This window comes from Acinetobacter sp. LipI_23, from assembly GCF_058243045.1.
Map to the genome: position 1 here is coordinate 1,956,783 of NZ_JBZAYJ010000001.1, position 22,498 is coordinate 1,979,280.

A 22,498-nucleotide genomic window follows, 5' to 3' on the forward strand; every position below is an offset into this window, starting at 1 on the left:
TTAAAATCAGTGCGGTATGCCCTGTTGAATGACACAACAAGGTTGAACAGATGCGGAGGCACAATAAAGATTAGATGGATACAGCATGAGAAGCTCCTAGATGTAATAGAAGTTCTACCAAATTACTGCTAAATAATGGTGGCAGAACGAAAAGGGGTTAGCAGACTGATCATCTAGGAATCAGCACACCCGAAAGTGTCCCCCTTCCGTCCTACCATAGAAAAAAAGGGGGACGTGAAGATTCCCACATTCAGTTTATATCCAAAAATATAAACCTCATGTGCTAGATGAATCGGTCTGCTAAAACCGACTGGCAATGTAGGCCAGCGAGCTCATATTAGATTTATCCAGCGCTTTAGTCAATTTCGCGATACGATAAAATTCACATGATCGGCTTGAATAAATTCAGTTAAGTTATTGATTTCACCCATAAGCTCAAATTAAAACCATCGATGGGCTGATTTTGATGCTATGGATCGGTCTAAAATGAACTGCTCTTCTGTAATAAAATAAATGAATAAAATGATTGAATAGATCTTCACCAAACATTCACTTTTTTAAGTGGATCTGAAAAAAAGCCCTGCTGTATCAAACGACACATTCCTGTTCATCATAGGTAGACCTAGCCGTCAGACTTCCCCCAATAACTAAAGCTTAATCAATGAATTAATTAAATGTTGCGTTTTGTAAAAATAATCAAATATAGCGTTGACAGCTCACGGGATACGCAGATAAGCTTATAGGACACAGCAAAATCTGTGTTCAGGCGTAGGAAACCTGATATCATCAGAGAGCGGTAAATAAAAGTCGCTTAGCGGCTATTTTTTTGCCTACTGTTTTAGCAGTCGCTATGGCGGCTTGACAGGACAGCCTTGTGCTGGCCGTACTCTCTGAACGGTATTTCCTACTTCTGTCGAGCTGCCACCATCACCGTAGGAAAGTGATGTTGGTAAGTATTTAAAACTTATCAGAGAAAACGACTATGAACGCTAAATTTCATGGTGCATACACTTGCACATCTAAAAAACAAGCCTCTCAACTGATTGTTGAACTTGGCAAAACCATTTCAAATCCCCAGCGTCAAAGCTTAACCCATCTTTATCAAGCACTCGATACTGCAGACTCCATGCTGACCGAGCTTGAACATGCGCACCAAATTATTCGTCAATGCATGCGCCAGATGAATGATGAACAAATCGCTGAAGTCGCAAAACTCAATCAAAATAATCATACCCCATCGCTCTGGGCATTCCGAACCCATCAACGTCAAAACCTGATTGAACGTGCTGAGCGTCTTTTGGGAGCACGTTATGAAGCATAATCAGCATATTCTGCTGGCTCCCTCTGACTACCCTTTAATTGCTTCGCCTACGCTTGCAAAAGCGTATGGCGTCGCAGCCGCAACTTTCTTGCAAAAGCTGCATTACTGCTTAGAAAAAAGTGATGCTCAAGTCCACAAAGGAAAAAAGTATTGGTTTCATAGCTATGAGCAATGGCAACAAACCCTCGGGATCTATAGTGTCTCCACAATCAAACGGATCGTCGCTAAATTAAAACAGGCAGAGATTTTAGTGATTAAAAAGCTCTCAAAAAATAAATGGCTCCAAACCAATTTTTATTCAATTAACTATAAAAAGTTAGAACAATTGATCCAGCCGAATACTGAAACTCAAGCTCAACCGCAATCGTCTACTCAAACAACGAGGACAACAGATACAAAGTCCATAAGCAGTGTACATCCTGCGGAAAATACGCAAGCTGATACGCTAACACAGTCGATTCAACAGGCTTTTCACACCCTCAAAGATCAAGTGCCTGCACCCACGCAGCCCTTAAGAACAGAGAAATGTTGCGTACAGTCGAAAATTGTCATTTCTGAACATACGACGGCACAAGGATTGAGCCAACCACTCTCCCCGATCGCTACAAGTGAAATACTCAAAAATATGAATATGGATTATCGTCATTTTTATCAAGCGCTGTTGCAGCAGCGCGTTGATATTCATTATGCAGATCAGCGCATCCAATATTTACTCAAACAGCAGAAACACGTGATTCGACATATTGCCTATATCAAACAGCATTTTTCAGGCCAAGATCGCTATAAGTGGTATGCACTTGAGCAATTGCAAATCGACAACTATTTAATCAAGTGAGCAAGTTCATCTTATCCAGATTGAACTTGCTTTTTAGAAACTACTCTTACACTGAGAATCAAAATAAATTAGAAGTCGAAATCATTAGATTTAGGCTTCTGAGCAATATCATTATTTTCATATTGATACTGATTTCTTCTGGACAATTCAAACTGATACTCAGCTTGATGTAATTCATATAAATTCGCTTCTCGAATCTCTTTAACTGTCTGTCTAACCATTTGAATTTTTTCTTGAATATCCGGATCTTTACTATGTAAATAATGGCGAGGTATTTGCGGAACATCTTTTAAATTTGTCCCATTTTTTTGATTATAATCTTCATTCGATAAACATGAGACCTTATTTTCGACGTGGAACTTAATTCCGTAGATCTCCACTTCTTTAATGGGTGCATATTCTTTTAAAAATTTATTTATGACATTTTCTGTGATTTTTCGATAATGATTAATTTGATGACGACCGAGACCAATTACATCTGCTGTTAGTTTCTTGGCACCGCCTCTCTCAGGATTCTTTGGACAGTGTCTTTGAAAATAAAGTTCTGGTGTTCGTTCAATGCCATCATAAATACTTCGCTCTGAATATAATAAATGTAGGTGTGGTTGTTCATAACGCCCATCTAGGGTGGAAACATGATTGTGGATGGCAAAGCTGTAGGGCATCTGATATTGACCGCAGAATTCATATATAAGTTGATTTGATAAATCTATCCGCTGCATATAATTGAGTTCTTTCGGCAGAGCCACGGTAATATGCGTAGATGTCCTCCCCTTCATACTTTCATATTGATCCGCTGCATTCCAAAATACTTCGGGGCAATCAGCTGCCCAGATTGGCATATTGGCTGATGCTGTATATTCAAGCTCTTCAATATCTTGTTTATGCGTTGAAAAATATAATGTTCGCGTAATGTAGTGATAACCGAGTTCTGAAGAATGTCTAAATTTGTCTCTACGCAAATTTTTATGCTGAATTTTTAGTTCTTTCACATTATGACGTAAATCAAAATAATACATATACAAATCCAATTTCAAATAAAGAAAATGGAGCATATAAAATTATTCAAAAATTTTATTCGTTTGATACAGAAAATGAAAAAATAATGCGTTTTTTTATAGAAAATATATCAGCATCATAAATGTATGTACTTTTAACGTGTAACACCCCCCAGTTTTAACGTGTAACAACAGAAATTTTAACGTGTAACACCGAACGAAATTTAAGCAAAAAAACATGTAACAGCCCCAATTTTTAACGTGTAACAGGCGTTTGTGCAATTTTTAGCCACTTCAAGTAAATTTTCGAATATTTAATAAATAATATCATTTAAATACAATCACTTAACTAACTAAAAGTGCTCCGCAGGACGAGCCGTAGTGTTCATTAAAATTTTCTGAAAGAAAATTTTAATGAACACGGAGACGAGATAAAAATCTTTTTTTTGCATTCGCAAAAAATGATTTTTATCCCTCACCACTAACAGTAAAACTAACAGCAAACTAAAAGTGACTAACAGAGAGCAGAAAAAAAAGCAGAACTTTTTTTGAATATTTAAACTTTTCTCAAGTTTTAAAATTGACATGTGATATACATTTTTTATTATTTTAGTGAGAAAATATCACGATGAGTCGTACAGCATTAACAACACAAGAGCATATTAATTCAATCGAATATTTTGCAATGAATAATCCTGCATTCGAAAGTTCACATTATGATGTCATTCAATTAATCGAACAAAAAAAATTAGGGGAACTGAGTGATAAAGAAAAACAATTAATCAGAAAAACGTATCTATATACAAAAAAAAGAAAGACGTATGATAATAAACTTCATTTTATATCCAAAAAAGATCCAAACTCGATCACAAAAATAGAACGCGATATTTTAGATTATAGTTATTTCGGAGAAGTTGTTCCACCAGTGCTTGAACATTATTTTTTAGCTGAAAAAATGTTAGACAATTATATGTCAAAACTACCTGACAATATAAAAATAAAAATTCATCAAAACATCTTGGACAGGGATGATGCTTTAGACAAACAACAAAATATTAAAAAGAGAAATAGAGAGAATCATAAAAAATTCTTTATCGGTGGAACAGTACTTTCTCTTCTTAAATTACATCATATAGATGACGATCCACTTGAGATATTATTTAAGATCATAAAACTTCATCTATTGCAGGATTACTTCAATAAAGAAGTATTCTCAGATACAGAGTTAAGTGAATTTAATATCTCTGATATCGGCAGAGAATTCAACAATAAAAAGAACGCAATTTCTCTCAATTTAAACAACCCATTTAAAATCTATGATGAGTAACCATTAAAAATTAACAGAAAAAGTAGCAAACGTTAATAGCCGACCTGAATTAAGGTCGGCTTAGCAGTGTGCGTTTCTAAAAATTCAATTCTCTTATTTTATTATAATTTTTCTAACAAATCACTTTACAAAACAGAATTATACATTTTACAAAATACCATCTAAATAAACTTAAGATTATTTTACTGATATAATAAATTAAAAAATAAAACTTTTTTTTGTTTTTTAAACTTTTCTCATCTTTTTTTTAAATATTTTGATAATGTGCATATTCGTTTTTTCATTTAATTACCAGCTCACCCTGAAAATGAAAAATTTATCAATTTATGGGAGGATCGATGAACTTCAAAATTCGGTTTGAATTATCTGAATATGTAAAAAAAGTACAAGCTAATGGTAGCTGCACTTTTTCTGGTAACAGTACGAAAAATTCACTTAGATTTATATTTAAAAAGCACAATTTAAAAGCTAATACAGTTTACCCGTCATTTGATGAAGAATACATGAATCACCAAGAGTCTTATCCTCTAGATATGAAGGTGGTGGGATGAGCACAGAGGATGCAAGATGATTGAGATTGATCGCAGAATTCGAGCTAAAGAATTTATGCAACTCCTATCCATTGGAAAAGATAAATTCTATAACATGATTAATACTGGGGATATTCAGCAACCAATTAGACTTTCTGATAAAGATGTTTTTTGGTATTCCTCGTACGTTAAGAATAAAGTTGAGGAGCATAAGCCTAAATCTGATATAGTACCCCACAATTAGTGGTCATTTTATTCCTAATTTCTCCGCTATCTCTCCCAGAGCGGGTACTTAAACGGGTAAGTAGGAAACCACATCAAAATTAATTTATATATTTTAGTAGGTTATAATGAAAATCGTCATCCTGAATAAGCCCTATGACGTCCTCTCCCAGTTCCGTAAAGATGAAGCACATATGACGATGTCTGACTTTGTCAGCGACTCTACTTTGCGCTTGGCTGGTCGTTTGGATATGGACTCTGAAGGCTTGGTATTTTTAACCGACCATGGTGGTTTGAACCAATACATCACCAACCCTGCCAATAAAAAATTTAAAACGTATTTGGTTCAGGTCGATGGTGATGTAACTGAAGAAGCCCTTGAGCAGTTGCGTAAAGGCGTGGAACTGAAAGATGGTATAACTTTACCTGCTGAAGCATCTAAAGTTGAACAACCTGAGTGGTTATGGGAGCGAGATCCTCCTGTACGTTTCCGTGCGTCTGTGCCGACTTCTTGGGTCGAAATTTCAATTTGTGAAGGCCGTAACCGTCAAGTACGTCGTATGACTGCTGCTGTAGGTTTTCCAACCTTACGTTTAATCCGTACTAAAATTGGTGCAATTGATTTGGTTCAAATGGGTTTACAACCAGGTGAATCCAAAGAAATCGAACCACTTTTATACCCTGACTTTCAAAACATTCCTGCGGAAGAACCTTACCGTTCACGCTCTTATGTGAAAAAACCGGGTGGTACAGGCGGTAAGCCTATGGTTCGTAAGAACAAAGATGGCTCTGTGAAAAAGTCAGGTACAAAGCGTATTTGGCAAATGGATGATAGTGAGAAACCAAAGCGTAAAACCAATGGTACTACTCGTCCAAATACAAAAGCGCCACGCGGTCGCGGACGTAATGGACGTTAAAAATTAAGTATTTTAAAGCCCACGTCAGTGGGCTTTTACTTCAGAGGAACTTCTCTTTGTAAAATAAATTTATCACTTACAGATTTATTTTTTTCTTCATAATGCACAACCAACGATAAATACATTAAAGAGTTTCTAACAAGTCTCGCTATGTGCATTACACACTCTTCAAATTCCGAAAAAGGCATTTCGAAAATATACTTAGATTTTATCTCTTTTTCTTTTATGTAATTTATAACTTCTATATATTCATCAGAACTCTGAAGGTTTTTCTTCTCCAACTCCTCTTTTTTCTCTAATAACTCTTGATACCAAAACACTTCACTAGAATTATACTTTGTATTTAATTCATAGCCAAAATCATCAATCACTCGAAAAGACCTATGCTCCAAATGGTTCCTAATTTTTGCTAATCGATGTTTTTCTAAATTTGCAAGATTTTCCATCTTATTCATATTTTCAATGGAATCTCTGTTTTTCCCTTTCGGTTCAGTCTCAATCTCTTTTAATATATAAAATAAAGCATGCAAGAAATAGTTTTTAGATTCAAAAAATCTACCACGAATCTTATCTAATTTTCCTTCATAAAATATTCCTTTAATGCTAATCTCATGATCTTTAATAGATAAATCAAAATACTTTGCAATAAAATATGAAATCTTATCAAAAATTGAATATAAAATCCTAAATGCAGATTTCATATGTGAAGTCTTTAAATTATCTAGAGCATGCAATGTATCGTAAATATGTGAATAAGTCCTGTTATAAAAATGCTCAGAATCCCCCTTTAGTTCAGAAGGGCTTTGTTGCATAAATATGTAAGCATCTGATTTAAATAAATTTAATTTTGGATCAAAAAATAATCAAAACTTTTAAAATCATATAGTTATGAAATCTTTGTGCAACAAAGCCGGTTGATACTATACTTTCTACATGAATTCCAACTGAGTTACAAATTCTTCCTCGGTAAAATATATAGTATTTAGTTATAAAAAAAAGCCGATGCATTCGCATCGGCTTTTTTCACTTCATCGGTAAATTTACCGATTTAGTTTTGACTTAGATCTCTTCAAGTGCAGCATTCAAAGTCTCGCTTGGACGCATTACAGCATTTACTTTAGCTGTATCTACAGCATAGTAACCACCGATGTCAGCAGCTCGACCTTGAACTTGAGCAAGTTCAGCAATGATCTTGTCTTCGTTTTCAGCAAGTGCTTTCGCAAGTGGAGCAAACTTCGCTTTCAACTCAGCGTCTTCATCTTGCGCAGTAAGCGCTTCAGCCCAGAACTTCGCTAAGTAGAAGTGGCTGCCACGGTTATCTAACTCGCCAGTACGACGTGATGGAGACTTGTCGTTATCAAGTAATTTGCCAGTCGCTTGGTCTAAAGTCTTCGCAAGAAGTTTCGCCTGAGCGTTATCTTCTTTAATGCCTAGCTCTTCTAAAGAAACCGCTAACGCCAAGAACTCACCTAAAGAATCCCAACGCAAGTGGTTTTCTTCTACAAGCTGCTGTACGTGTTTAGGTGCTGAACCACCCGCACCAGTTTCGTACATACCACCGCCCGCCATTAACGGAACGATAGACAACATTTTCGCTGAAGTACCCAATTCCATAATTGGGAACAAGTCAGTCAGGTAGTCACGTAGGATGTTACCCGTTACAGAAATCGTATCTAGGCCACGCGCTACACGTTCAAGTGTATAACGCATTGCACGTACTTGAGACATGATCTGAATATCTAAACCAGCAGTGTCGTGGTCTTTCAAGTATTTTTGTACTTTCTTGATCACTTCATTTTCGTGCGGACGGTATGGGTCTAACCAGAAGATTGCTGGCATACCCGAGTTACGAGCACGGTTTACTGCAAGTTTTACCCAATCTTGAATCGGTGCATCTTTCACCTGACACATACGCCAGATGTCGCCTTCCTCAACATTTTGAGTCATCAACACTTCACCAGTTTCTAGGTCAGTGATGTTTGCAACACCCGCTTCAGACATTTCGAAAGTTTTGTCGTGCGAACCGTATTCTTCAGCTTTCTGCGCCATCAAACCAACGTTAGGCACAGTACCCATCGTACGTGGATCGAAGTTACCGTTCCACTTACAGAAATTGATCATTTCTTGGTAAATACGTGCAAAAGTTGACTCAGGCATTACTGCTTTGCAGTCATAAGGTTTGCCGTCAGCGCCCCACATTTTACCGCCACCACGAATCATTGCAGGCATTGAAGCATCTACAATTACGTCGTTTGGTGAATGGAAGTTTGTGATGCCTTTCGCCGAATCAACCATTGCAAGTGCAGGACGGTGTTCTTGGCAAGCGTGTAAGTCTTCAATGATTTCTTCACGTAAAGATGTCGGTAAAGTTGCGATCTTCTCGTAAAGACCAGCCATACCGTTGTTTACGTTAATGCCTAGCTCATCGAACAATTTACCGTGTTTTTCAAAAGCATCTTTGTAGTAAATTTTCACACAGTGACCGAAAACGATCGGGTGTGAAACTTTCATCATGGTTGCTTTAACGTGTAAAGAGAACAAAATGCCCGCTTCTTTACAATCATCAAGTTCTTTTTCATAGAAATCGCAAAGCGCTTTCTTGCTCATGAACATTGAGTCGATGATTTCGCCGTCTTGGAGTGCAACTTTTGACTTCAGAACAATCGTTTCACCAGACTTGGTGATGAGTTCCATTTTCACATTACGTGCGCGGTCTAAAGTCATCGATTTTTCACCATGGTAGAAGTCGCCTTCATCCATGTGAGAAACGTGAGTTTGAGACCATTGCTTCCACTCGCTCATAGAGTGCGGGTGTTTTTTCGCATAGTTTTTCACTGCAGCTGGTGCACGACGGTCAGAGTTACCTTCACGCAATACAGGGTTTACAGCTGAACCAAGACATTTGCCATAGCGTGCTTTAAGCGCTTTTTCGTCTTCAGTGGTTGGGTTTTCAGGATAGTCAGGAATCGCGTAGCCTTTTGATTGAAGCTCTTTGATACATGCTGTTAACTGAGCAACAGAGGCACTAATATTCGGGAGTTTGATGATATTAGTATCTGGATCTTGGGTAAGACGACCTAGTTCTGCAAGATTGTCTGGGACTTTTTGCTCTTCTTTTAGGTATTCAGAGAATTCTGCGAGAACACGTGCGGCAACAGAGATATCAGTTTTAATGATCTCTACACCAGCAGGTTTAGTAAAGGTCTCAATGATCGGCAGTAGCGAATAAGTCGCTAGCAATGGCGCCTCGTCGGTCAGTGTGTAAATGATGGTTGACTTTCCACCAGCCATATATAGCCCCTTGCGTTAGATTGAGTTTTTTAGGGTGATGAGCTTCTGGCTCAACCCCTGCGAACCGATGTGCTTGAATAAAACCCTGAAAGTATCGTCCCTCAGGGCTTTCCAGTCAACGTAATATCCAGTGATAACGACATTTCGCCAGAAAATACCACTACAGCCTTCGTTTTTCAAAATCACGTCTTTCCACAAGGCTTTAGCTTTTGCTTAGCAAATAAACAAATTTTTTAGCGAAATGTGTTATTTACCTCATTTAAGCCACAACAACAGATAGTTTTCACATAATACAGTCTTCAAATCGTTTTACAGTCTTGTAGCCATATATCCATAAAAATAGCTTTTCTCACCGCTAAATTTAAATCGGCAGAGCCATTCAACATGCCGCAGCTTAAATATTGATAAATAAACCCTCTACGCGTACTCCTCAATTTTTACATTTTTAAACCTATGATTTTTATATGGTTGGTTAAACTGAATCTTTTTCCTGCAACGGTAAGGGTCAATTCAATGCTAAAAATGCTGCTTCCGCTCATTGGACTTGGTTTTTCTTCTTGGTGTTTTGCTCAAAATCCATTGAGCGTCCATGTGCTGAATTTGGAAAATGGTCTCCCTTCTGCCAATGTCAAAGTGACACTTGAAGCCCAACAAAATGATAAATGGACAGAAATCAGCTCAAGCACGACCGATGACCAAGGTCGAATCAACGATTTATATCCCAAAGATACGGCCTTACAAAAAGGTGTATACAAAGTTACCTTTAAAACGGGTGATTGGTTTCGCCAAAAAAATCAGCGCTCATTCTTTCCTGAAGTGCCCGTGGTATTTGTAATTGATGGCTCATTAGATCATTACCATATTCCTCTATTAATTAGCCAATATGGCTATTCCACTTATCGTGGTAGTTAATGCACATAAATAAGCGCATAAAAAACCGATGCCTAAGCATCGGTTTTCTATCTCAACAGAATGACAAATAAAGTGGCTTAGGGACTAAGCCTTGAACCACTTCTCTGCTTTTGCTTGGTCTTCAACTTTCAATTCAACTTCAGTCAGCTCTGAGCCAGAAGCTTTTACGTCAAAGCTCATCAACTCATCACGGCGGAATGCCAATATGCTATACGAGCCTTCTTGTTTGGCATACTTTTCTACCAGTTTCATCGTTGCTTTGAGACCATCAATCGCAATGATCACATCATGGGCAGAAAGGCCAGCTTGAGCAGCAGCACCATCACGACGTGCGCTTTGTACCAACACGCCTTCTGGCTTCTCTACAAGCTTTAAACCTAGCGGTAATGACTTATCATTTTTCAGGCTATAACTTAAACCAAACTCAGGGAAAAGTTGATCCAGCGGTAACTCATCTGTGGTGTTAATTAAGTGATTAATTTGCTCAATCCAGTTATCACCCGTCAGTTCATTACACAACTCAACAATTGTACGCTCATGTACTTGTATGCCCTTTTGCGCGTTCTCATAAAGTTTACGCATAAGCGCGTCCAAGCTTGAACCACGTAAGCGCAAACCTAAGTCTAAACATAGGGCAACCAAACAACCTTTGTTGTAATAGCTGGTGCCTGCATTGTTCGAGTTTTCATCCTGACGGTAAAATTTCACCCATGCATCGAAGCTAGACTCAGACACAGACTGAACAAAACGACCCGGATTTTGCAAATAGCGATCAATCTGAGTTTTGAGTAGTTTGATATATGAGGCTTGGGAAATCACACCACTACGTAGCAAAATCAAGTCATCATAATAAGACGTGAAACCTTCAAAAATCCAAAGCAAAGAGGTATAGCCTTCTTTATTTAGATCATAATTGACAAAGTTTTCAGGACGAATGAATTTGACCAACCATGAGTGGAAGTATTCATGACTACATAAACCTAAGAAACGTTGATAGTCTTCAGACGGCTCTTCAGGCTCATTGGCTTTTGGTAAGTCTTCACGTGGACTAATCAAACTGGTTGAATTTGGATGCTCCAAACCACCATAGCTATTTGCTGTTGCCATCGTCATAAAGGTGTAGTTTGCAAATGGCGCTGAGCCAAACATTGATATTTCTGTTGCACAGATTTTTTCAATGTCTTGCTGCATACGTGCAGCATTCATGGCATGTTTACCTGACACCACAAACTCGTGTGGAATGCCATTGGCTTCAAAACCAAAACGCGTCTGCTCTGCTAACTCAAATGGTGCATCAATCAGCTCGGCATAGTTTTTGGCTTTTAAGGTAAAACGACCTTTAACGAGGCTTTTTGAAGCCATACCAGTAGCCAATTGGAAGTGTTTCAGCTCATCAGGAAGGAACAGTTCAACTTCAACTGCTTTGTCCTCTTGACCCTCCAAACCTAAGCAAGCACATGCAGGGTTTACATATAAACGGGTTTGATCTACATACGCACCGCGCACCGACAGATCATAGGCATAGACATCATACTCTACCGTAATCAGTTCATGGTCGGTATTAAAAAGACGCCATTTATTCTTTTCAAATTTTTGAATTTCTAACAAACGCCCTTCTTCATCATAAGCACGAACCGATTCTATATGCTTTGAAAACTCGCGAATGAGGTAACTACCCGGAATCCAAGTCGGTAATGAAAGTACCTGTGTTGGGTCTGCTACAAAACGTAAAGTCACGTGTATAAGGTGCTGACGATAATCGTCAAATTCGATCTGATAATGCAACATAATGGGCGATACAAAATAAAATGAAATGAGTTATAACTTAGCTTAGCATTATTTACGCCAGTTTTGCGTCACAGTCACATTTGTCTGCATTTTTGACTGGTCATTGAGGAAAAAAAGGCATAGCATTTGCAGCTGTTTTAGGTTTAAAAGTCACGGAATGGCTTGGTTAGGGAATTTCATTGAAAGCTGTCATCTACTTCATCGCTACACTCTTCGCCTTATGTTCAAGTTTTACTCAAGCGGCATTGCTCAATATTGTTCCTGAAACAGTTGAAGCTCAAGCTTGGACAGTTTTTGACAGCCAATCGGGGCAAGTCATTGCAGAGCATAATAGTCATGTTCAACGTGCACCCGCTTCGCTCACCAAAATGATGGTGGCGTATATTGCACTCAAAGAAATCAATGCAGGAAAGCTCAATAAGAGCGAAATTCTTACCGCGACACCTGTGGTCAGTACTGTGATGTGGGATGAGTCCCAAATGTACTTAAAACAAGGCGAACAGATTTCTGTGGATCAGCTTCTAGCTGGTTTAGTGGTTATGTCTGCCAACGACGCAGCAGTGACTTTAGCGGAACGCATCTCAGGTGATATTCCAAACTTTGTTGCACGAATGAACCAAGAAGCCAAAGCGCTGGGAATGACTGAAACGCATTTTCAAAACCCTGCGGGTATCACCATGCCAGAGCACTATTCAACCGCACATGATTTAGCGCTATTAGGCCAAGCCTTGGTGAATGAAACGCCAGACTATTTATACTATTCAAAACAGCAAAGTTTTAGCTACAACCAACGCTTTCACCGTGCAACCAATGTTCTGTTAAAACAAGACCCGACAGTAGATGGCTTAAAAACAGGTTATACCAAAGCAGCGGGATACAATTTAGCGCTGACAGCAAACCGCCCGACCATGAACCCCGATAATCCAAACCGTCGTTTGGTTGTCATCGTTTTAGGTACAGAAAGTGCTGCAAAACGCGCTGAAGTTGCACACAACCTCATGAATTTGTCTTATACCTATACTCGCAATGAAGTTGCACTGAAAGATAAGCAAATTATCGCAGAACTGCCTGTAGTCAAATCGACATTGAAAATGTTCAAAGTGGAAAGTAAGCAACCGAAAATTGTGACCACATCATTGTACGAGCAACCCTACGCTATTGACTTACATGCCTTTGACCAGACCAACCAACGCATTATGCTCAATACAGGCAATGGCACTATTCAACGCATTGATCCATTAGAGTCTACAAAAACGCATTTCAATATTGAAGTGTTACAAAACAAGCTGACCGCTCCGCTGGCGGAAGTGATGCAACTGGCAAAAGTTCAGGTTTATCAAAACAATCAGCTCATTCAAACGTTCACCATTGAAGAAGATGTACAAATTGAAGAAGCCAATATTTTCCAACGACTAATGTTTTGGTTCAAAAGCTTGTTTCCATTTTTATCAAGTGATGAACCTAAAGTAAAAACCTATACACTCGGTTAAGTTCGAGCAGTATCCCGAGTTTTATACTTTATGTAACTTGTAAGACAATCTAATTATCAATAAATCAAGAAGATGGCATATTCAATGTCATCTTCTTTTTTTTAATAATAAATAGGTTGCTTTATATGGCTGTACAAACAGAACAAGTGCCACACCATATTGTTATTATTGGCGGTGGTGCTGGTGGTCTAGAGTTAGCAACGCAACTCGGTGACAGCTTCGCAAAATCCAAGTGGGTTAAAATCACCCTCGTCGATCAAAACCTCACCCACATCTGGAAACCCTTACTCCACGAAATTGCGGCAGGTACACTCAACCCAAGTGTTGAAGAAATTAATTATTTTGCACATGCTTCTAAGCATCATTATGAGTTTGTTTTGGGTCGTTTTGTCGGCTTAAACCAAGAACATAAACAAGTAAAACTTGAAGCACGCCAATATGCCAAACAAAGCACGGAAACCACGCAGTTTGAACTCCACTACGACACCTTAGTCCTAGCAGTCGGTTCGACCTCTAACGACTTTGCGACCGAAGGCGCTAAACATTACTGCCACTTCCTCGACAGTCGCCAGCAAGCTGAAATTTTCCAGCAAGACCTTCTACATTTGTATTTGGATGCACAAAACCGCCCCGAAACACGCGCACTCAATATTGCGATTATTGGTGCAGGTGCCACAGGGGTCGAGCTTGCAGCCGAATTGATCCATGCGAAAAGTACCTTTTTTAAATACGGTCTCAATAAAATTGACCCAAATAAAGTCAAAGTGACCTTGATTGAAGCAGCGGATCGTATTCTTCCCGCCCTATCCACCAAAATGGCAAATCACACACATACCCAATTGGAAAAACTTGGCGTTGAAGTCCTCACCCATCACCGTGTTGCCAAGTTAGACAAAGACCATGTCTATTTTGCTGACGGCTCACAAATCGATGCCGATCTAAAAGTTTGGGCGGCAGGCATCAAAGCGCCTGTCGTTTTAAATGCACTTAAAGGCTTTGAAAAAGATACGATTGGCCGTCTTAAAGTCTATGCTACTTTGCAAACCCGTTCCGACCCCAACATTTTTGCCTTTGGTGATTGCGCCCACTGCCAACCCGCGGCCGATGAACCAGTCCTTGGCCCACGTGCTCAAGTGGCCAGCCAACAAGCAGCCTTTTTGCTTCGAGCGCTCAAAGCGCGCATTCGTGGTCAGTCTTTGCCGATGTTTAAATTTTCTGACAAAGGCTCTTTGGTTTCCCTCAGTCAATACAAAGCTGTGGGCGAACTCCTGGGCCAAGTCAATGTGCAAGGCGTGCTGGCAAAAACCATGTATGTTTCTTTATATCGACTCCATCAGGCCACCTTACATGGCTATACCCAAGCTGGGCTGATGACCGCAAAAGACCTGATGAATAAAAAAGTCGGTCCGAAAATAAAATTGCATTGAAATCTAAAAATGCGTCCCCACTAATAAAAAAACGCCATAAGAACGTGGAAAATGCAGTTTTTTTGCTAAATTTAGTCTACAAAAGCTGCTTTTCACTTTATGATATACCCCTTAAATTCTAAATGAATGGACGAAAAACATGACTGCTATCGCAAATGATCACGTGGTTTCTTTCAACTACAAATTGACTAACGCTGAAGGCGAAACGCTAGACCAATCACAAGGTGAACCACTTGCATATTTGCACGGAGCAGGTAACATCATCCCAGGTTTAGAAAATGCATTGCTAGGCAAAACTGTAGGTGAAAAATTCACTGTTACTGTTCCTGCTGCTGAAGGTTATGGCGAATACAACCCTGAACTCGTTCAAGAAGTTCCAGCGCAAATGTTCCAAGGCGTAGACAACATCCAAGCCGGTATGCAGTTCCAAGCTCAAACTGATGATGGCGTTCAAATCGTAACTGTAAAAGCAGTTGAAGGCGAAAACGTAATTGTTGATGCGAACTTCCCACTTGCTGGTCAAGATTTAACTTTCGAAGTTGAAATCGTAGAAATCCGCGATGCAACTGAAGAAGAATTACAGCACGGCCATGCGCACGGTGCTGGTGGTCACCACCACTAAGATTTAACATCTTAGAAAAAAGGGCGAAAGTTAAACTTTTGCCCTTTTTTTATTTTTGAATACTTAGTCATTCGCGACGTATTTGAAAATCTGTAAATGTTTGCTGTTCTGAAGCAAGTTCTATGATGAACACATCCGTGACTACCGCATGAGTTGGCCCGACTTTAGCGCAATTCACCAGTTCGGCAACCACACCATCATGACCCAAAAGCAACGCTTCAACTGCACCTGAAGCCAGATTCTGTACATAACCCTTTAAACCTAAAGCAACAGCATATTGTGCAAACCAACGTCGATATCCAACACCCTGAACTTTTCCCGATATGGTCAGTTTTACTGCTTTCATACTGTATGCTCTCGATTCACGACCGTATAAATAGCCTGACTCATTTGCTGTGCTTGTAAACCACGCTCACCTTGTTGAGCCAAAAGATCGCCTGCTTGGGCATGTAAGGTCACAATTTGATGTAACGCAATGTCATCTTGCAACTGTGCTTTTAAACTGGCAATCATGCCTGCCAATACATCACCCATTCCACCTGTCCCCATCCCCGGATTACCTGCGGTACAAATCCAAAGTTGCGTATCTAAAATCAAGCTTCCCGAACCTTTCAGCACCCATTGCCCTGCATATTTTTCTTGTAAGGCATAAATAGCTGCAATACGGTCGAACTCCACCGCTGAGGTACTGATACCGAGCAAAGTTGCGGCCTCGCCAGGATGCGGTGTTGCGTACACCTGTTTACCAAGCTTTACTGGCTTTGAGGATAAAAACCATAAAGCATCTGCATCTAATACCACCTGCAAAGCACTGGTCTGAATGAGTGGAAACCATGCTTCAAACTGCTGCTGAGCCCATGCATCTCTTCCCAAGCCCATGCCAAAACTGACTGCATCCACATGTGCCACCAATGCTTCACGCTCTTGGAGCGACATTTGGTTAATATCGCGCAGCATAATATTGGGTGCACGAGCTAAAATTGCAGTATGGTGTTTTGCATCACATACCACGGTCACCTTGCCAGCACCCGCATGAAAGGCAGCTTCAGCGGCTAACATCACCGCACCACCCATCTGTGTATGTCCCCCAATCACCAGTACATGCCCATAACTTCCTTTATGTCCAAAGGCTTGACGTGGTACAAGGTGCACATACTGTGGAGCAAGTGAAGCTAAAGGTTTTAAAGCACTGTCTACAGGAAGTAGCGAAATAAGCTCAACGACTCCTGCATAAGCTTTACCCTGCCCAGTAAATAAACCCGCCTTTAAGCCCAGAGCCGTAAAGGTATAATCGGCGACAACTGCACAAGGTAAAGCTTGTCCCGTGTTGGCCTGCAAACCACTTGGAATATCAACCGCAATTTTTAAACCTGTTTGTCTATTAATCTGCTGAATCACTGCCTGCCAGTCTGAACTGAGTTCACGGTTTAACCCAATGCCAAACAAAGCATCAATATAGGCATCATAAGGGTGTTGAAAAGCAAAACCGGTATGAATAATTATCCCCTGTTGCACAGCTGCTGCATGTGCTTGTTGCAGTGAAGTAGACTCTCCCAAAGCAGCTGCATAAATTTCAACGTCATAACCTTGCGCGGCTAGATACGATGCAATCAAGTAACCATCACCTGCATTGTTGCCTTGACCACAACATACTGCGATGCTTTTGACCTGCTGCTGTTTAAGCCTAGGCAGCATATGTTCAGTTGTTGACCATGCGACTTGTTGCATCAACCCATAAGCACTATTTTGCTGCGCGAACCAACGCCCTTCCCATGCTTGAATCTCGCTGCTGTGGTACACTTGCTGATGCATGATTTTTCCTTTGTTCTTGGTTATGACAACATCCACATCTTCCTCAAAAACCCCTGTAGATCAATATGATCCAGAGCAGCTTAAGGCTTGGATTAAAGCTGAAGCACTGGCTTTGGGGTTTTCTGATTGTGTCATCGCCAAACCAGATGCTCAAGCTGAATTGCCGCGTTTTAAAAAATATTTAGAACTTGGTTATCATGGTGACATGCATTTTCTTGCTGAAAACTTAGAAAAACGCGCAGATCCAACACTGCTTGTTCCGGGCACCAAAAGCATTATTTGTGTGCGTATGGATTATTTAGTTGCCGTTCCTGAACCACGTCTTGTGCCTTTTGCACCAAATAGCGCCATCATTGCGCGTTATGCACGCGGACGTGACTATCACAAAGTCATGCGTGGGCGTTTAAAGACCCTTTCTCAGAAAATCAAAGCCAAAGTTGGCGATTTTGAATCTCGCCCATTTGCAGACTCAGCACCCATTTTTGAAAAATCATTGGCTGAAAATGCGGGCATGGGCTGGGTCGGTAAACACACCTTACTCATTCATAAAACATCAGGCTCATTTTTTGTTTTGGGTGAGCTGTTTACCTCTTTAGAGCTACCTTTTGACCAAGCCACCACCAAACACTGTGGTTCATGTAGCGCGTGTATTGATATTTGCCCGACCCAAGCCATTGTTGAGCCTTATTTATTAGATGCGCGTAAATGCATTGCCTATTTAACTATTGAGTTTCAAGGCATTATTCCTCTAGAGCTGCGCCGCGGTATTGGTAACCGTGTGTTTGGTTGCGATGATTGCCAGCTCATTTGCCCGTGGAATAGCTTTGCCAAAACCACACCAATTGATGATTTTAACCCGCGTCATAGCTTGGATGACATTCAACTGATTGACCTTTGGCAATGGGATGAAAACACCTTTATGGCAAATACAGAAGGGAGTCCCCTACGTCGTACAGGCTACCAAAGCTTTATGCGTAACGTCGCGATTGGTCTAGGTAATGCACCATTTTCAGATGAAATATTGCAGCAATTACAAGCTTCTCGCCCAGAGCTTAACGATATTGTGCAAGTCCATATTGACTGGGCCATCCAAGAGCAGCTGATGAAAAAGCACTAAAACTTGCTTCAAACAGACTCAATCAATAAAAGTTCAATCAAACAGCCATTTGCTTGCATAATTTTATTTATTTTATCTATTTAGCTGCATTTTCAGTGTAACTCAAAATCCAAATAAATAGAATTTTGCGGCCAAATTTCCGAAAAAACGCTCAACTTTGCAACTATTTTTACAATCTCATAAAAAGATAAAATTAAAAACATAATCGGGAGATACTATTAAAACTGAGCAATAATGCCTTTTAAGTTGGCACGTTAAATGTATGATGTATACAAGTTAGAATTAAAAATGGATCGCCATTATGAACCTACGCAATGATTGGACGCGTGAAGAAATCGAAGCTTTGTATGATCAGCCCTTTCTTGATCTCGTCTTTCAAGCGCAGACCGTACATCGCCAACATTTCCAAGCCAACACCATTCAAGTCAGTACTTTATTGTCAATTAAAACAGGAAAATGTCCTGAAGACTGTAAGTACTGCTCTCAGTCAGCACGTTATGACTCAAAACTTGAAGCCGAAAAGCGAATTGCTGTAGACAAAGTGATTTCAGAAGCTAAAGAAGCTTTAGCCTCAGGCTCATCCCGTTTTTGTATGGGCGCGGCTTGGCGTAACCCACATGAACGTGACATGCCTTATGTACTAGAAATGGTTAAAGAGGTGAAAGCACTTGGTTTAGAGACTTGCATGACTTTAGGGATGCTGAATGAGTCTCAAGCTGGGCGTTTAAAAGATGCAGGTTTAGATTATTACAACCATAACCTCGACACTTCACGCGAGTATTATTCACATATTATTAGCACACGTACCTTTGACGACCGTTTAAATACCTTAGAATATGTCCGTCAAGCAGGCATGAAAGTGTGTAGCGGTGGTATTGTTGGTCTAGGTGAAAAGAAAGAAGACCGTATTGGTTTATTGCAAGAGCTTGCAACGATGCCTATTCACCCAGAATCTGTGCCAATCAACATGTTAGTTCCAATTGAAGGCACGCCACTGGCAGATGTTGAAAAACTCGATGTGACGGAATGGATTCGCACCATTGCTGTTGCGCGCATTATCATGCCGCACAGTTATATCCGCCTATCTGCAGGTCGTGAAGCACTTTCTGACTCAGACCAAGCACTTGCATTTATGGCGGGTGCAAATTCGTTGTTCTCGGGTGAGAAATTACTGACCACACCAAATGCAGGCGAAGGTAAAGACCGCCAACTGTTCACCAAATTAGGTTTAGTGGCAGAAAAGCCAAAACCAACAGTGGCAGACCTTAGCTTAGATGCCATGGCAAGCTAATACCTAAGAGCTGCTAAGCACAAAAAAGCCCCTTATTTCAATATGGGGCTTTTTTAATGTCTATCTATTTAACCTTCAGGCGACTGAGCAAAATTATGCGCAGTAATTAGAATACCATAACTGGCATTCAGATAATCGCCTTGGAATATCTCATCTTCACCATTGGCATGGCGTACCGTTAAGGTTTGGCAAATCGCGTCATAGTGAAAAGAATTAAAACACTCTTGATGCTGACACAGCCAGCTTAAGGTATCACTCAGATTATCATCGACAATATAAGTCTGTGCTTGAAAATTTTTAGTCATCATCTGTATATGCTAAACACTGTGATTCGTCTATTGTAAGCCGTTCTGCGTCGATTCAGCCAAACCAAGCCATAAAAAATACAGGCATTAAAAAGTGAGCCTACGCTCACTTTTCCTTAAGATGATTAGTCGGTTTTAGAATTACCGCACTTTCGGCATTCCATATGCTCCCCTATTTCAGTCATTTGTTCATATTCATAAACGTGGATGCAAAATAATTTTTTAAACAACTGAAGCATTTTTAACTCCTGTAAGTGATTTTTTAAAAATTCGCTTCTTAAAATAGGTATATCTTCCTGAAATACCCACAACTGATATCTTATGAGCTATACACAGTTTTAAACATACTTTTTATAAATTTCAAGTGCCTTTTGTCGAATAACAACATAAAGTGATAAATGGTCATTTACTTTTTTAAATGATGCTTTTTATTTACTTGTCGTTCTACCTCACATCGCTGTTAAAAATGCGGCTGAGAATGAAACAATGCTTGATTTAAATTTGGATCAAGCTAGGATAAAAATACAATCAATGCTTAAAACAGATGTTTCGAGCAACCAATAAAGAGTTTGATAAAAAGCAACGATAAGGATATTTATACATGCTTGGACGTATGATGTTTCAACCGCTATTAATTAGCAATCTTATTAATCACGCAGAACGCTACCATGCGGATACAGCTATTATTTCTAAAAATACAGATGGAAGTATCACTGAAACTAACTGGGCCAAAGTCGCAGCCAATTCTAAGCGATTTGCCAATGTACTCGCAGGCTTAGGGCTTTCGCAAAGTGACCGCGTGGCGACCATCGCATGGAACAACCATCGTCACCTAGAATCTTGGTATGCGATCTCTGGCAGTGGTTATATTTGCCATACTATCAACCCACGTTTATTTCCAGAACAACTGATTTTTATTATCAATGATGCCCAAGACCGCGTGGTGTTATTTGATAAAACCTTTGCACCACTGATTGCTGCAGTAAAAGCACATTTACCCCATGTAGAACACTTTATTTGTTTAGATGCTGCAGATGACGCTATTACAGAAAAAATTGCCGATGTAAAATTTTATGATGACTTGGTCAGCAAAGAGTCTGAACAATTCGCATGGCCAAGCTTTGATGAGCAAACAGCAAGCTCTTTGTGCTATACCTCGGGCACAACTGGAAATCCAAAAGGCGTGCTATATAGCCACCGTTCTACCATATTGCATAGTTTTGCCATCAGCCTACCCGATTCTCTTAATCTATCTGCAAATGACATTATGTTGCCTGTAGTGCCCATGTTTCATGTCAATGCTTGGGGTACGCCTTATGCAGCAGCTATGGTCGGTTGTACCGTTGTATTGCCTGGGCCAGGCTTAGATGGGCCAAGTTTAGTGAACATGATTGACACCTATAAAGTCACTGTGGCTTTGGGTGTGCCCACCATTTGGCAAGGTTTACTGGCAGCAGCCAAACAAACAGGCAGCCAGCTGGCAAGTATGGACCGTAACGTTGTTGGTGGTTCTGCATGTCCACCATCCATGTTAGCGGCCTTTAAAAATGACTATAACTGCGACACCATCCATGCATGGGGTATGACCGAAACCAGTCCACTCGGTTCTGCCAACCAACTTAAAGCCAAACATCAACAACTCTCTGAACAAGAGCGTTTCAAGCTACGTCTTTCTCAAGGCCGTCCGCCTTTTGGCGTGGATTTACGTCTTACCGATGAAGAAAAAGGCAGCAACGAAATTGCCCGCGATGGTGAACAAATTGGAAATCTACAAATTAAAGGGCACTGGATTATTGACAGTTACTTTGGTAAAGATGAATCCGCACTCACGACCGATGGCTGGTTTGACACAGGTGATATTGCAACCTTAGATGAAGACGGCTTCTTATGCATCAGTGACCGCTCTAAAGATTTAATTAAGTCTGGCGGCGAATGGATTTCATCGGTTGAACTTGAGAACCTTGCGATGGGACATTCAGACATTCTTATGGCAGCCGTTATTGCAGCTGAACATCCAAAATGGGATAAGCGTCCTATTGTCATCGCTGTGAAGAAACCCGATAGCACGGTCACTGAACAAGGTGTCTTAGACTACTATACGGACAAAATTGCGAAATGGCAGATCCCTGACCGTGTGATCTTTGTCGACAGTATTCCACTGAGCGGTACGGGTAAAATGCTAAAACGTGAACTCCGTGCTCAATATGGCCAAGTACTACTGGAACAAAATCCTGTTTAACGTTGTTTAAAATAAAAAGCCTGATCATATGGTCAGGCTTTTCTTTATGTTCGG

The 22,498-nt window shown here is 40.1% G+C and carries 19 protein-coding genes; 12 read left to right on the top strand and 7 right to left on the bottom strand.

Going from position 1 to position 22,498, the window contains the following annotated elements; translation table 11 throughout:
* Positions 1–982: 982 nt before the first annotated feature.
* Positions 983–1,321 carry a hypothetical protein gene (locus AC4CVD_RS09655; protein ID WP_114837513.1) on the top strand — a complete coding sequence of 113 codons (339 nt, stop codon included), beginning with the start codon at positions 983–985 and terminating at the stop codon, positions 1,319–1,321.
* Positions 1,311–2,156 carry a hypothetical protein gene (locus AC4CVD_RS09660; RefSeq protein WP_114837512.1) on the top strand — a complete coding sequence of 282 codons (846 nt, stop codon included), beginning with the start codon at positions 1,311–1,313 and terminating at the stop codon, positions 2,154–2,156. The genes AC4CVD_RS09655 and AC4CVD_RS09660 overlap by 11 nt, the downstream gene beginning before the upstream one ends.
* A gap of 68 nt (positions 2,157–2,224) precedes the next feature.
* On the opposite strand, the gene AC4CVD_RS09665 is transcribed toward AC4CVD_RS09660, so the two are convergent.
* A complete protein-coding gene (locus AC4CVD_RS09665; RefSeq protein ID WP_348930160.1) occupies positions 2,225–3,175 on the bottom strand; it encodes a MobA/MobL family protein in 951 nt (316 codons plus the stop codon).
* 607 nt (positions 3,176–3,782) lie between these two features.
* On the opposite strand from AC4CVD_RS09665, the gene AC4CVD_RS09670 reads away from it, so the two are divergent.
* The 3 genes from AC4CVD_RS09670 (at position 3,783) to AC4CVD_RS09680 (ending at position 6,150) form a co-directional block, all read left to right on the top strand.
* On the top strand, positions 3,783–4,481 hold the full coding sequence (locus tag AC4CVD_RS09670; RefSeq protein WP_326942861.1) for a hypothetical protein: 699 nt from the start codon (positions 3,783–3,785) through the stop codon (positions 4,479–4,481).
* A gap of 570 nt (positions 4,482–5,051) precedes the next feature.
* Positions 5,052–5,255 (top strand): helix-turn-helix transcriptional regulator, encoded by a 204-nt coding sequence (locus AC4CVD_RS09675; RefSeq protein WP_029575045.1) that lies wholly within the window; start codon positions 5,052–5,054, stop codon positions 5,253–5,255.
* A 106-nt stretch (positions 5,256–5,361) separates the two neighbouring features.
* Complete coding sequence (locus AC4CVD_RS09680; RefSeq protein ID WP_333640116.1) at positions 5,362–6,150, top strand: pseudouridine synthase; 789 nt, start codon at positions 5,362–5,364, stop codon at positions 6,148–6,150.
* Positions 6,151–6,185: 35 nt separating this feature from the next.
* Here the strand turns inward: AC4CVD_RS09680 and AC4CVD_RS09685 are convergent, their stop codons facing one another.
* Complete coding sequence (locus tag AC4CVD_RS09685) at positions 6,186–6,962, bottom strand: LA2681 family HEPN domain-containing protein (protein ID WP_490753004.1); 777 nt, start codon at positions 6,960–6,962, stop codon at positions 6,186–6,188.
* Between the two features lie 247 nt (positions 6,963–7,209).
* Positions 7,210–9,441, bottom strand: a complete 2,232-nt coding sequence (locus tag AC4CVD_RS09690) for an NADP-dependent isocitrate dehydrogenase (protein ID WP_490753005.1) — start codon at positions 9,439–9,441, stop codon at positions 7,210–7,212.
* A gap of 513 nt (positions 9,442–9,954) precedes the next feature.
* Here AC4CVD_RS09690 and uraH point away from each other — a divergent pair.
* Positions 9,955–10,353, top strand: a complete 399-nt coding sequence (gene uraH / locus AC4CVD_RS09695) for a hydroxyisourate hydrolase (RefSeq protein ID WP_148825897.1) — start codon at positions 9,955–9,957, stop codon at positions 10,351–10,353.
* Positions 10,354–10,437: 84 nt separating this feature from the next.
* Here uraH and AC4CVD_RS09700 read toward each other — a convergent pair whose 3' ends face one another.
* Positions 10,438–12,141, bottom strand: coding sequence for a M61 family metallopeptidase (locus AC4CVD_RS09700; RefSeq protein ID WP_490753006.1), 1,704 nt, complete (start codon positions 12,139–12,141; stop codon positions 10,438–10,440).
* Positions 12,142–12,320: 179 nt separating this feature from the next.
* Between AC4CVD_RS09700 and AC4CVD_RS09705 the strand changes: the two genes are divergently transcribed.
* The 3 genes from AC4CVD_RS09705 to slyD all read left to right on the top strand — a co-directional run bounded on the left by AC4CVD_RS09705 (position 12,321) and on the right by slyD (position 15,680).
* Complete coding sequence (locus tag AC4CVD_RS09705) at positions 12,321–13,631, top strand: D-alanyl-D-alanine carboxypeptidase PBP6B (protein ID WP_148825895.1); 1,311 nt, start codon at positions 12,321–12,323, stop codon at positions 13,629–13,631.
* A 125-nt stretch (positions 13,632–13,756) separates the two neighbouring features.
* Complete coding sequence (locus tag AC4CVD_RS09710) at positions 13,757–15,058, top strand: NAD(P)/FAD-dependent oxidoreductase (protein ID WP_490753007.1); 1,302 nt, start codon at positions 13,757–13,759, stop codon at positions 15,056–15,058.
* 139 nt (positions 15,059–15,197) lie between these two features.
* On the top strand, positions 15,198–15,680 hold the full coding sequence (gene slyD, locus AC4CVD_RS09715) for a peptidylprolyl isomerase (protein ID WP_004696728.1): 483 nt from the start codon (positions 15,198–15,200) through the stop codon (positions 15,678–15,680).
* A 67-nt stretch (positions 15,681–15,747) separates the two neighbouring features.
* Here the strand turns inward: slyD and AC4CVD_RS09720 are convergent, their stop codons facing one another.
* Both AC4CVD_RS09720 and AC4CVD_RS09725 read right to left on the bottom strand, forming a co-directional pair.
* A complete protein-coding gene (locus AC4CVD_RS09720) occupies positions 15,748–16,026 on the bottom strand; it encodes an acylphosphatase (RefSeq protein WP_490753008.1) in 279 nt (92 codons plus the stop codon).
* A complete protein-coding gene (locus AC4CVD_RS09725; RefSeq protein ID WP_490753009.1) occupies positions 16,023–17,492 on the bottom strand; it encodes an NAD(P)H-hydrate dehydratase in 1,470 nt (489 codons plus the stop codon). The genes AC4CVD_RS09720 and AC4CVD_RS09725 overlap by 4 nt, the downstream gene beginning before the upstream one ends.
* Positions 17,493–17,514: 22 nt before the next feature.
* On the opposite strand from AC4CVD_RS09725, the gene queG reads away from it, so the two are divergent.
* Positions 17,515–18,609 carry a tRNA epoxyqueuosine(34) reductase QueG gene (gene queG / locus AC4CVD_RS09730; protein ID WP_490753010.1) on the top strand — a complete coding sequence of 365 codons (1,095 nt, stop codon included), beginning with the start codon at positions 17,515–17,517 and terminating at the stop codon, positions 18,607–18,609.
* Positions 18,610–18,910: 301 nt separating this feature from the next.
* A complete protein-coding gene (gene bioB / locus AC4CVD_RS09735; RefSeq protein ID WP_004981788.1) occupies positions 18,911–19,900 on the top strand; it encodes a biotin synthase BioB in 990 nt (329 codons plus the stop codon).
* A 68-nt stretch (positions 19,901–19,968) separates the two neighbouring features.
* Here bioB and AC4CVD_RS09740 read toward each other — a convergent pair whose 3' ends face one another.
* On the bottom strand, positions 19,969–20,205 hold the full coding sequence (locus tag AC4CVD_RS09740; RefSeq protein WP_490753508.1) for a hypothetical protein: 237 nt from the start codon (positions 20,203–20,205) through the stop codon (positions 19,969–19,971).
* Between the two features lie 601 nt (positions 20,206–20,806).
* Here AC4CVD_RS09740 and AC4CVD_RS09745 point away from each other — a divergent pair.
* Positions 20,807–22,444 (top strand): long-chain-fatty-acid--CoA ligase, encoded by a 1,638-nt coding sequence (locus AC4CVD_RS09745; RefSeq protein WP_490753011.1) that lies wholly within the window; start codon positions 20,807–20,809, stop codon positions 22,442–22,444.
* The last annotated feature ends 54 nt before the right edge of the window (positions 22,445–22,498 follow it).